The sequence below is a fragment of the Oceanihabitans sp. IOP_32 genome (genome assembly GCF_009498295.1).
Taxonomy (GTDB): Bacteria; Bacteroidota; Bacteroidia; order Flavobacteriales; family Flavobacteriaceae; genus Wocania; species Wocania indica.
Window position 1 is genome coordinate 1,185,001 of record NZ_CP040813.1, and the last position, 12,305, is coordinate 1,197,305.

General features: G+C 36.6%; 8 protein-coding genes, 2 tRNA genes and 2 rRNA genes (1 of these 12 running past the window's edge). 2 read left to right on the top strand and 10 right to left on the bottom strand.

Features of this window, described 5'->3' with window-relative positions; translation table 11 throughout:
• The 4 genes from FEZ18_RS04950 to FEZ18_RS04965 all read right to left on the bottom strand — a co-directional run.
• Nucleotides 1-155, bottom strand: a 23S ribosomal RNA gene (locus FEZ18_RS04950) (it extends 2,694 nt beyond the left edge of the window).
• Nucleotides 156-405: 250 nt separating this feature from the next.
• Nucleotides 406-479: transfer RNA gene (locus FEZ18_RS04955), tRNA-Ala, on the bottom strand.
• 249 nt (nucleotides 480-728) lie between these two features.
• Nucleotides 729-802, bottom strand: a tRNA-Ile gene (locus FEZ18_RS04960).
• A gap of 147 nt (nucleotides 803-949) precedes the next feature.
• Nucleotides 950-2,469, bottom strand: a 16S ribosomal RNA gene (locus tag FEZ18_RS04965).
• The 16S and 23S rRNA genes sit together here with 2 tRNA genes alongside, the layout of an rRNA operon.
• Before the next feature lie 1,227 nt (nucleotides 2,470-3,696).
• Between FEZ18_RS04965 and rpsU the strand changes: the two genes are divergently transcribed.
• Nucleotides 3,697-3,891 carry a 30S ribosomal protein S21 gene (rpsU, locus tag FEZ18_RS04970; protein WP_153267297.1) on the top strand — a complete coding sequence of 65 codons (195 nt, stop codon included), beginning with the start codon at nucleotides 3,697-3,699 and terminating at the stop codon, nucleotides 3,889-3,891.
• 63 nt (nucleotides 3,892-3,954) lie between these two features.
• On the opposite strand, the gene FEZ18_RS04975 is transcribed toward rpsU, so the two are convergent.
• Nucleotides 3,955-4,749 carry a DUF2797 domain-containing protein gene (locus tag FEZ18_RS04975; RefSeq protein WP_153267298.1) on the bottom strand — a complete coding sequence of 265 codons (795 nt, stop codon included), beginning with the start codon at nucleotides 4,747-4,749 and terminating at the stop codon, nucleotides 3,955-3,957.
• Between the two features lie 41 nt (nucleotides 4,750-4,790).
• Here FEZ18_RS04975 and FEZ18_RS04980 point away from each other — a divergent pair, with 41 nt between their 5' ends.
• The gene (locus FEZ18_RS04980) at nucleotides 4,791-6,305 is read left to right on the top strand and encodes a GH3 auxin-responsive promoter family protein (protein ID WP_153267299.1); all 1,515 of its coding nucleotides are present in this window, start codon (nucleotides 4,791-4,793) and stop codon (nucleotides 6,303-6,305) included.
• 302 nt (nucleotides 6,306-6,607) lie between these two features.
• Here the strand turns inward: FEZ18_RS04980 and FEZ18_RS04985 are convergent, their stop codons facing one another.
• The 5 genes from FEZ18_RS04985 to FEZ18_RS05005 all read right to left on the bottom strand — a co-directional run bounded on the left by FEZ18_RS04985 (nucleotide 6,608) and on the right by FEZ18_RS05005 (nucleotide 12,304).
• A complete protein-coding gene (locus FEZ18_RS04985) occupies nucleotides 6,608-8,464 on the bottom strand; it encodes a SulP family inorganic anion transporter (RefSeq protein ID WP_153267300.1) in 1,857 nt (618 codons plus the stop codon).
• A gap of 2 nt (nucleotides 8,465-8,466) precedes the next feature.
• A complete protein-coding gene (nhaA, locus tag FEZ18_RS04990; protein ID WP_153267301.1) occupies nucleotides 8,467-9,786 on the bottom strand; it encodes a Na+/H+ antiporter NhaA in 1,320 nt (439 codons plus the stop codon).
• A gap of 570 nt (nucleotides 9,787-10,356) precedes the next feature.
• Nucleotides 10,357-10,986 carry a carbonic anhydrase family protein gene (locus FEZ18_RS04995; protein WP_153267302.1) on the bottom strand — a complete coding sequence of 210 codons (630 nt, stop codon included), beginning with the start codon at nucleotides 10,984-10,986 and terminating at the stop codon, nucleotides 10,357-10,359.
• Between the two features lie 229 nt (nucleotides 10,987-11,215).
• Complete coding sequence (locus FEZ18_RS05000) at nucleotides 11,216-11,419, bottom strand: hypothetical protein (RefSeq protein ID WP_194269519.1); 204 nt, start codon at nucleotides 11,417-11,419, stop codon at nucleotides 11,216-11,218.
• Nucleotides 11,420-11,539: 120 nt separating this feature from the next.
• A complete protein-coding gene (locus FEZ18_RS05005) occupies nucleotides 11,540-12,304 on the bottom strand; it encodes a tetratricopeptide repeat protein (protein WP_153267304.1) in 765 nt (254 codons plus the stop codon).
• Nucleotide 12,305: the final 1 nt, after the last annotated feature.

Consider the following 12,305-nt stretch of genomic DNA (forward strand, 5'->3'; position numbering starts at 1 on the left):
CTGGATACTATATCTTCAATATAGTGGGTTGCCCCATTCGGATATCTACGGATCAAATCTTGTGTGCAGATCCCCGTAGCTTTTCGCAGCTTATCACGTCCTTCATCGCCTCTGAGAGCCTAGGCATTCCCCATACGCCCTTATTTAGCTTATTGTACTTTTTGCTTTTTTAATGAGTTTACTATACCTATCAAGAAATTGATAAATACAATACAATTAAACATACATCGCTCGCACGGAGTATGCTTAATCTTAAATTATTACTTAAATAATAGATTAAATCTATATATTTTTTCATGTATCTTTTTTTCAATATGTCAATGAACGTTTAAAAGTATTAAGATCTTAGTATTAAGTATTAAGACGCATCTTAATACTTTGTACTTTTATCTTTGTACTCTCTAGTGGAGAATATCGGAGTCGAACCGATGACCTCCTGCGTGCAAGGCAGGCGCTCTAGCCAGCTGAGCTAATCCCCCGTGTTTAAGTGAACAGTCTTTAGTTAAAAGTTAACAGTAACTAATCGCTGCAACGTTAACTGGGTTGCTCTACTTCTAAAATTTCCTTTTTTTTTAAAGAACGTTTCTTTTAAAAACAATCCTATCGATTCCCTTTAAAAGATACCCACTCTCGTGGGCATACTCAGCACTTAAGTGCTTCGTAGTCTCAGGCAGACTCCCCTCGACTACGCTCAGGGTAAACTTCTCGTCTGTCTTTCGACAACTCTGTAGTCTCAGGCAGACTCGAACTGCCGACCTCTACATTATCAGTGTAGCGCTCTAACCAGCTGAGCTATGAGACTGTTTTTTAGTCGTCAGTTTTCAGTTTTCAGTAATTATTCTTACTGAGCACCGTTATCTGGTGACTTTATTATTTTAAATTAACAGCAATGAGAATAAACTATTTTTCAAGCTAGGTTTTTTTCTTCCTCTTAGTCGTCTTTCTCTAGAAAGGAGGTGTTCCAGCCGCACCTTCCGGTACGGCTACCTTGTTACGACTTAGCCCTAGTTACCGATTTTACCCTAGGCCGCTCCTTGCGGTAACGGACTTCAGGTACTCCCAGCTTCCATGGCTTGACGGGCGGTGTGTACAAGGCCCGGGAACGTATTCACCGCATCATGGCTGATATGCGATTACTAGCGATTCCAGCTTCACGGAGTCGAGTTGCAGACTCCGATCCGAACTGTGATAGGGTTTATAGATTCGCTCCTTCTCGCGAAGTGGCTGCTCTCTGTCCCTACCATTGTAGCACGTGTGTAGCCCAGGACGTAAGGGCCGTGATGATTTGACGTCATCCCCACCTTCCTCACGGTTTGCACCGGCAGTCTTGTTAGAGTTCCCGACACTACTCGCTGGCAACTAACAACAGGGGTTGCGCTCGTTATAGGACTTAACCTGACACCTCACGGCACGAGCTGACGACAACCATGCAGCACCTTGTAAATTGTCCGAAGAAAAGTCTATCTCTAAACCTGTCAATCTACATTTAAGCCCTGGTAAGGTTCCTCGCGTATCATCGAATTAAACCACATGCTCCACCGCTTGTGCGGGCCCCCGTCAATTCCTTTGAGTTTCATTCTTGCGAACGTACTCCCCAGGTGGGATACTTATCACTTTCGCTTAGTCACTCAAACCGAAGTCCGAACAACTAGTATCCATCGTTTACGGCGTGGACTACCGGGGTATCTAATCCCGTTCGCTCCCCACGCTTTCGTCCATCAGTGTCAGTTCATTATTAGTAATCTGCCTTCGCAATTGGTATTCCATGTGATATCTATGCATTTCACCGCTACACCACATATTCTAACTACTTCATAATAACTCAAGATAACCAGTATCAAGGGCAATTCTACAGTTGAGCTGCAGACTTTCACCCCTGACTTAATCATCCACCTACGGACCCTTTAAACCCAATGATTCCGGATAACGCTTGGATCCTCCGTATTACCGCGGCTGCTGGCACGGAGTTAGCCGATCCTTATTCTTACAGTACCGTCAAGCCTCTACTCGTAGAGGTGTTTCTTCCTGTATAAAAGCAGTTTACAACCCATAGGGCAGTCATCCTGCACGCGGCATGGCTGGATCAGGCTCTCGCCCATTGTCCAATATTCCTCACTGCTGCCTCCCGTAGGAGTCTGGTCCGTGTCTCAGTTCCAGTGTGGGGGATCCCCCTCAGGGCCCCTACCTATCGTAGCCATGGTATGCCGTTACCACACCATCTAGCTAATAGGACGCATAATCATCTTTTACCGATAAATCTTTAATATAAAATCCATGCGAATATTATATACTATGGAGTATTAGTCAGAATTTCTCCTGGTTATCCTCCAGTAAAAGGCAGATTCTATACGCGTTACTCACCCGTGCGCCGGTCGTCGACAAGTGCAAGCACTCTCGTTACCCCTCGACTTGCATGTGTTAGGCCTGCCGCTAGCGTTCATCCTGAGCCAGGATCAAACTCTTCATCGTTAATTTTTATCGTGCTCGCTAATTCTAAAACTAGCCAACAACTTTAACAACTAAATAGGAATGTTCTAGTTCTCAAAATGGTCTATTCTCTTTTGTGATCTTAACCGTTTCCAGTTAAAATCTTACGCTGTCAATTCAATATGTTTATGAACTTGTTTCTCTTGAACTAACGTCGTTTCCTCCGTTAGCGGGTGCAAATATAACACCTTTTTTTAATCTCACAATGCTTTTTAAAGTTTTTTTTTAAAAAAAATATCACTCTACTTTTTTATCCTTAAATCACACTCTAAATGAACTTCGCTTCTAACAAGTTTAATACCCGTTTTAGCGGGTGCAAACATACAATACATTTCCGTATTATCAACTACTTTTTTTAGCCTTTTTTTAAAGTTTTTTTGCCGCCTTTTTAATCGCCTTGTTTTGTGGGGGTTATAAACTTAAAACCAATCGAATACTATAAACTAATTTTGTTTGAGGCGGTTTTTTGGTGTTAAACACCTATAAGTCCCACACGTTTTACAGATGTTATCGTAAATGTATTGGTTTACATTGGGCCTACTAACAAATTTATTAGATTATGATTCTTTTTAGATAGTCTTTAAATAATACTCCTTAATAAGGTCGCACTACCTCATTACACCCCTACCTATTATAAGTCCGTATGGTATTACCTCGTTTTACGGTTTGTAGGTCTCCTTATTATATAGCTATAAGATTATATAGGTATAAGGTTTTACTCCACTACCATAATATACAGAACCCCAAAAAAAAGCTGAAAACCTACGTGCAACGATAGACTGGGTTAAGGATTAAGGTGACAGCCTTTATTTGCGGCCGCCTATGGTAAAAAAAAGATCTGCCGGCCGGCCGGCAGGTACAGCTCAAAGCCTGACCTTACAACATCCAATGCGCGGTAAGGGAACGCCCTAAGAAAAAAAACAACAGCTCTATTATAAATTACTCCTATATATTGTGTGGATTTATTTATATGTCTATTTTTGCGGATTGAATATAATAAGAATCGCGTTTTAAACCTAAAATGCAAATCTAGAGCTTACTAAGATTATCGGACAGAAATTAATACTAACATGCAACACATAGTCTAGATTTTTGGCTTTCTTTTCAATTTTATAAAACAAAGCGCTTATTTTATTAGGTTTTACTAATTAAATTCTAGAACTTTGCCTTCCTTTTTGGAAATCCTTATAAAGAATAAAAACAATATTTATGTTAAAGATTATAGTTAAAGATGGTGAAAACATCGAAAGAGCGCTAAAACGCTACAAAAGAAAACACAGAAACATTAAAGTGATGCAAAACTTAAGAGATGGTCAATTTTTCACAAAGCCGTCTGTAAAGAAACGCCGTCAACTTCAAAAAGCACAATACATACAAAGTATTAGAGACAACGAAGAGATTTAGTCTTTGTTTTAAAATACACTTTAATATCAATCCTATTTTCTTTAATGAGCTAAATAGGATTTTTTAATTTACAATAATTTTAACGACTAGACCTTCATTAGAGCGAATATTAAAAACGGTATCGTCTTCAAAAATTAAATACTGCCCTTTAATACCCACTAATTTTCCAGTGTACTCTTGCTGTTTTACTAAATTTAGGCTTTTTGGTTTTTTAGGATATTGAATAACAGGGAATTCTATATTTGTTTCGTTATTATTTTCAATAAAATACTTAATGGCTTCGTCTGGAATATAGGTTTTAAGTTTTTCCCGCCATTCGACCAAATTTTCATCGTCGACGTCATTTTTTAACATTTTTCGCCAATTGGTTTTATCTCCAACGAAATCCTTTAATGCTAGTTCTGTAATACCCGCAAGGTATCTGTTTGGCACTTCAACTATTTCAATAGCTTCATGAGCGCCTTGATCTATCCAACGTGTTGGAACTTGTTGTTTTCTAGTAACCCCAACTTTTACATTGCTTGAGTTTGCCAAATAGACAATATGTGGTTGCAGTTGTACTTTCTTTTCGTATTCCAAATCGCGATCTTCTTGACCTAAATGAGCCGTACTCAATTCGGGTCTAATAACCCAATCTGCAGCCTGTGGTACTTCGAAAAAGCATTTTTTATCGAATCCTTGTCGGTAAATAGGTTTGTCTAGACCGCAGTTTAAGCATTGGTATTTAACAAACTGAATCGTTAGCGTTTTATTTAATAACTGATTCATGTGTAAAAAATCGTTCTCGAACACTAAATAGTATTGAACAGGGTTTGAGAGCTCTGTTTTCATTTTTGTTAATACCCCTTGGAAAATCATAAAAAAAAGCCTTATTTTGAGAGCCTAAAGATAAACAAAATATGCCAATTCCTATAGTGAACTCTATTGCTTCTTGGTTTTTAAAAAAACGATTTCATCAAATCGAATTATTTTTAAAATACCCGAACGAAGTACAAAACGAACTGCTTTTAAGCCTAATAGATACCGCTAAAGATACTGAGGTTGGTAAGCAATACGATTTTTCATCGATTACTAACTATGAAGCTTTCGCAGCGCGTGTTCCCATAAAAAGCTACGAAGGGTGGCACGATGTTATTGAACGGTCTCGCCAGGGAGAACATAATATATTTTGGCCCAGCCCTATTAAGTGGTTTGCAAAATCTAGTGGAACGACAAACTCGAAGAGTAAATTTATTCCCGTAAGCACAGAGTCTTTAGAAAATTGCCATTATGCTGCTGGCAAAGATTTATTATGCATGTACCTTAATAATAATGAAGGGTCGCAATTATTCACAGGAAAAAGCTTGCGCTTAGGCGGAAGCAAAGAATTATATAAAGAGAACGGCACTGTATTTGGCGATTTATCGGCTATATTAATTGACAACATGCCATTTTGGGCAGAATTTAGTAGTACGCCCAGCAATAAGGTGTCTTTAATGAGCGATTGGGAATATAAAATGCAAGCCATTGTAGACGAAACTATAAACGAAAACGTTACCAGTTTAGCTGGTGTGCCATCGTGGATGTTGGTGTTATTAAATAATGTTTTAGAAACCACTGGTAAACAAAGTCTATTTGATGTTTGGCCTAATTTAGAGGTGTATTTTCATGGTGGTGTAAGCTTTTCGCCATACGTAGATCAGTATAAAAAAATACTTCCCAAAGACAGTTTCCAATATTACGAAATATACAATGCTTCTGAAGGTTTTTTTGCTATTCAAGACCAAAACAACTCGGACGAGTTATTACTCATGTTAGATTACGGTATTTTTTACGAATTTATCCCCATGAACATTTATGGCTCTAAGGAAGAGAAGGCCATACCTCTAAGTGACGTTCAGTTGAATCAAAATTATGCCGTGGTTATCACCACAAACGCCGGTTTATGGCGTTATAAAATTGGTGATACCGTACGCTTTACTTCATTAAGTCCCTACAGGATAAAAATTTCGGGTAGAACGAAACATCATATTAATGTTTTTGGTGAAGAACTCATTATAGAAAATGCCGAAGATGCTTTGAAACGAGTTTGCCAAACCACAGAAGCAGAAATTGTAGAGTATACTGCCGCACCAATTTTTATGAAAGACCAAGAGAAAGGTGCACATGAATGGATAATAGAATTTAAAACAGCTCCTCAGGATTTAGATCGTTTTGGAGCCTTGTTTGATCAAGCTTTAAAAGACTTAAATTCAGACTACGAAGCCAAACGCTATAACAATTTAACCCTTAATGCACCCAAAATACATGTGGCTCGGCCTAAATTATTTTACGACTGGTTAAAGCAGAACAACAAATTAGGTGGCCAGCATAAAATTCCGAGATTATCGAACTCCAGAGACTATATCGAGGAATTGTTACGTTTAAATTATTAATGGACGCTTTTTCCTGTTATAATTACAACCATACCACACCATTTTTACTTTATTGCCATTTCGATTGGTGCCTCTTAGTAGCCTATAAAAACGCCAATTTAAGGTAATACCAAATTAATAATAAGACAATTCAAAATTAAATTGGTATAAGAGCTAGCTATTGAAACTTGTATTACCAGACATTCTAGAACGCGTTGTTTTTAATTTAGAACTCTTTGATATTTCTCTACATCATGTTTAACATGATATAGCCTTATTTTAGGACGGATCACTTCGTCTAGATTCAAAATTTGAGGCTTCTATTAGGGTGATACTCTTTTATTTATCCATTTTACACAGTCTCCAAATTTAGAGAAAATTTGGTCTTCTGTCACTACGTATGGAATAATATCTATACGTTCCATCATAAAACGTGGTTGCGACGCTAATTTAACAAAAAGCACCTTAATATTTTTTTTCTGTAAATCTCTAAGCATATCTTCCATGGCATATACCCCAGATTGATCCATGTGCCTTACACGCCCCATGCGCATAATAACATACGATGCAGTTTCTGGGATTTGAGATGTTAAATTTAAAAAGTCGGTTATAGATCCAAAAAACAACGGCCCTTTTAAATGGGTGACAAATACCTTTTCGCGCAATTGTTCTGGAAAATCGATTTCATTCTCCCACTCTTTTTCTTTAAATGGCTGCACATCACTTTGCTCGCCAGTTAAATCACTGATTTTTTTCATGAACATTAAAGATTCAATCACCAAACCAATGGCCACAGCATACACTAGATTCCAAAAAGTAGCCAACAATAACACCGCAAACATAACTGCCGCTTCTGAGCTAAATTTGAATGGCCCTAATTTTACATCTTTTGGAAGTCCCGTTATGGCTCGTAATCCCTTGTAATCCATAACTCCTATACCCACAGTAATCAATACTCCAGCTAGAACTGCCGCCGGTATTTGAGAAGCAATTGGTCCTAAGCCTAACAAGATAATAAGCAACATCACGCCAGCTATCATTCCCGAAAGTCTTGTTTTGCCACCAGAATTAATATTAACAACCGTTCTAATAGTTGCACCAGCACCTGGAAGTCCTCCAAAAATAGCGGCAACGCTATTACCAACACCTTGGCCAATTAACTCTTTATTTGGTTTATGCTGGGTTTTTGTAATATTATCGGCCACAACACTTGTAAGCAAAGAGTCTATCGAGCCTAACAATGCCAAGGTAAAAGCCGTAAAGATATAAGGAGATATACTACTTAACGAAAAGCTTGTGAAAATTTCAAAATTTGGTACAGGAAAGCCACTCGGAATTTCTTCGATGGGTTTGTAATCCAAACCAAAACCGATGGCAATTGCCGACATTACAATTAAGGCCACTAGGGTACTTGGAATCGCCTTTGTTATGAGTTTAAACCCATAAATGATGAGAATCGTTCCTAGCGCTAAAATAAGCTCTAACCAATTTATATTTTGAAAAGCACGTGGAAAGGACTTAATGGCTCCCCATACTCCAGAGGTTTCTTTAGCAGCAAGTATTTGAGATTCTTTTAAAATCTGTTCTTCTGAAAACTCGCCGGTATTGCCCAGAATCTCTTTAAAATCTTTTAAAACTAAAATACCGTCTTTAGCCTCATCGGCTAGAATTTCTTTTATAATAACTCCTTCTGCTTCGGCCTTAAATTGATTCACATAATCTAAGTCTTCTTTGGGATAATAACCCAACGAAGGTAAGATCTGAGTTATCAAAATCATAACACCAATGGCCGTCATAAACCCAGAGACCACCGGGTAAGGTATGTATTTCACATATTTACCAAGCCCCAAAACACCAAAGCCTACTTGTATTAATCCCGCTAGAAGAAATACACTTAAGATAATGGGGATAGCTTTATTCACATCGCCATCGTTAACAGCGATAATCCCAGAGACTAACACCATACAAACGGCAGTCATCGGAGCAGTTGGTCCAGAGATTTGAGTGTTTGTACCGCCAAAAAGTGCAGCAAAAAAACCGACAAAAATAGCACCGTACAAGCCCGCTGTTGGACCTAAACCAGAAGATACTCCAAAAGCTAAAGCTAGTGGTAAGGCCACTATACCTGCAGTAACACCTCCAAAAGCATCTCCCCTAAAATTAGAGAAAAAAGATTTCATGGTTACTGTTTTTTATTGGAGTTGAGTTTTAATATTACAAACCCTATAACTGCAGAAACTAGAGACCCGATTAAAATTCCAATCTTGGCAGAATCAATATACTCTGGGCTGTTACCAAAGGCGAGACTTGCAATGAATATAGCCATAGTAAACCCGATACCTGCTAAGAAAGAAACCCCAATAATGTGCATATTGTTTATCTCTTTTGGTATTTGAACTATTTTTAATTTTTTAACGAGAAAAACAATTCCAGAAACCCCTACACTCTTACCTAGAACCAAACTAGCGACAAGCGTTGTAATTAAAGCGAAATTAAGATCGTACTCACTATTTAACATCACACCGGCATTAGCGAGTGCGAAAACTGGGATAATAAAATTACCAACTACGGTATGAAGTGAATGTTCTAAATGCTGTAAAGGCGATCTAAATTTTAATGTCCATTTTTCTAAGTTATCAATTTGCATGAGCTGTCCGCTAGATAAAACGGGGTCTTTTGTATCTTCTGCTAACTTTAGTTCGCCTGTAATAGTTTCTAAATTCTTTGTAAATAAGGAGGCGTCAACCTTTTGTCTTAAAGGAACAGCAAAGGCTAATAATACACCAGCTAATGTTGGATGAATACCAGACTTAAGGAACAGCACCCAAACAACCAGACCTACCACAATTAAAACAGACTTCGAATATAAATTTCGGTAGGTTAAGAAAAACAAAATTAGTAACAATATACTCGCTATAATAAGTAGCGAAATTTGGATGTTATCACTATAAAATATAGCAATTACCATTACGGCACCCAAATCGTCAACAATAGCAAAAGCGGTTAAGAAAACTTTCAGACTTAAAGGTATTTTATCACCTAATATTTTTAGCACTGCTAAAGCAAATGCAATATCTGTTGCCATAGGAATACCCCAACCACCTGCTGTTTCTGGGTTCGAGTTAATGAAATAATAAAACAGGGCTGGAATAATCATACCTCCTAAAGCGCCATATAAAGGAAATGCTATTTTTTTTGGTGAATTTAACTCGCCTATAGTTAGTTCTCTTTTAACTTCTAAGCCTATTACAAAGAAGAATATGGCCATTAATCCATCGTTAATCCATAAAATTAATGGTTTTTTTAACTCAAAGACGTCAAAAGAAAATCCGAGTTCATATTGCCAAATTGCATTATAGGTTTCTCCCCATGCTGAATTTGCCCAGATTAAGGCAATAATGGTTGCAGCTAAGAGTAATACGCCACTTAAGCTTTCCGATTTTATAAAATTTTGTAAAGATGATAACACACTACCTTTTCCTGATATTTCTTTATTTGACATTCTTTTATCTTTTTTTAAGATTTATAAAATGACTTAGTAAAACTAGTCGGTTCTAATTATATAACAACCACTTTTTATGGCTCCTCGTTGTATTTTTTTTAAAATTATTATCGCTGTTGAAATTTTAGAATACTAACCTCAGTAAAGTTGGTAATAAAAAAATCTGACATAATGAACAAAGGAAAAATTATGGAAGTTACCTCCAATGCTTTATTATGTTTTGAAAATAGTTGTAAAAAAAATAGCAAGTGCGAATTTAAAAATCATTTTTCAAAAAAACACTATTAAAAACCGATAAAGATACTTTTAGTTAATAAAATTATGAATTATTCGGGTTAGATCAGTAAAAACACGATTTATCTACGATATTCCAGCGGTATTAGACACATATCTAAGAGGAAGTCTTTTAAAGAAGGTTAATACTAAGGCTTTAAAACATCGAAATGGAATGAACTTCATGAATTGAAGACCAAAAAGATTACAATTAGTCTACAGGCCTCATAATTTTAGAACAAAAAAGTAGCATTAACAAGCTCATTAATGCTACCCAGATTTTAAAAATTTAAAGTTTTATTCATAAAAATCTACTGCTCCTGTTTTTACATCGTACATGCCTCCCACAATCTTAATTTCTTTGTGGTTCACCATTTCGGCTAGCACACTGCTTTCAGCTATTATTCTACCCATATTTAGTAAAACATTTTTAGCCGCAACATTGTCGACGAATTGGGAATTTGATGAATTGCGCCTAGATTCATCTTTAGGCTCGGTAACGGCATCTATAGCCGGTTTAATATGAGATAACATGTGTGTTAAATTACCCAATTTAGCATTGTCGCAGGCACCTTTTACAGCTCCACAAGACGTATGGCCAAGAACTACAAGTAATTTCGTGCCTGCCAGCTTGCAAGCAAATTCCATGCTACCTAAAATATCCTTATTTATAAAATTTCCAGCAATTCTAATGCTAAAAATATCTCCTAAACCTTGATCAAAAACTAATTCTGCAGACACTCGAGAATCGATACAACTTAGTATGGTTGCAAAAGGGAATTGCCCCTCTCTTGTATCGTTAACTTGTTCTAGTATATTTCTATTAGCTTTTAAATTGTTCTGAAACCGTAAATTACCTTCTTTTAAAAAACGTAATGATTTTTCTGGTGTCATTGTCGCTTGAGTTTCTTTTGTATGTGCTTTCATTTTGCTTTGTTTTTGTATATGTGATGTGATTAGAACTTATACCAATTTAATCTTGAAATGTCGTATTGTTAATTTGGTATTTAAGAAATCAAGTTTTTTAACCTCTATTTATTACACTGAGCAGGACGTCTAAAAACACCGGTTGTATTTATACCCCTTTTTCTAAACTAAATGATTATAAAGTTCTGGTTTACTTTAAAAATGCAGACAGACTTATTTACCCGCCTATTTAAACCAGCTGTTCTGGAGGTGGAAGTATGATGTATGAAAACCGTGTTAAGTAATGGTTAACATAGCTTGAAGAATTATTTACAGCCTTGTAACCCACAGTAAGCGGCTCTTTCTCTATATTGAAAAACACTAATTCTGAGTGTTCTTCAACCTCTTCTGAGCTATAAAAAACCGAATGTAATTGCGCCTTATCTTCAGCCATAAAAACCATGGTAGACCAAGAAAAGGAGAGCAAAAAGAGGGCTGCAAACCATATGGATAAGCTCGTATTTTTCATTAGAAAAAAATAACATTATCCTCAAATATAGCGAATTTTGTTTAATTAATAGCTAAAATCGTTCAACAATTTTATATCTGCAGAATCGATCCAACCCGTTTTTCCATCGGCTAGTTTTATCTTTTTCCAATTGTTTAAAGTATCTAACACCTGAACTTTAGTCCCTTCATGTAATCTAAACGCTATCTCACTTCGCAAATTTGGTTCGTTTTTCACCTCGCTCTCTTGAGCAAAAACAATTGCTGGTCTATTATTTTTATCACTATTAAATTTATGAAAAGTAAAAGCTAAACTTAATAGTACTAAAACTAAGCTTATAAAACTTCCAATAAAGGCCAAACGCTTATTAAAGGACGAATATGCGAAATAATAGATTAAAAAGAGCGCAACAAAACACAATACAAATACAATTGAGGTTTTAGCCCAAGAATCGAAACTCATGATATTTGTAAAGCTTTTAATAAATTTAGATAGCCCTGTTTGGGGAACAACATCTATGGCATCAATAGTCATGTTTTTTGCAAAAGCCATGTTGTTTTGTATCGTTTTATCCTGTGGTGCCAACAACAACGCCTTCTCGTAGAAATAAATACTTGGCGCAATATTGTTTAATTTATAGTGCGCGTTAGCCAAATTAAAATAAAGTGCTTCAGAATGATTTCCAGAATCTAAAATCGCGGTATACTTCTCAATGGCTTCAGCGTATTTTCCTTGGTTATACAAAGCGTTGCCCTGCTCAAAAAGCTTATCGTTTTGTGAAAAAACTAAGGTACTGCATAAAAATAATAGAAGGTATGCTGCTGTTTTCATT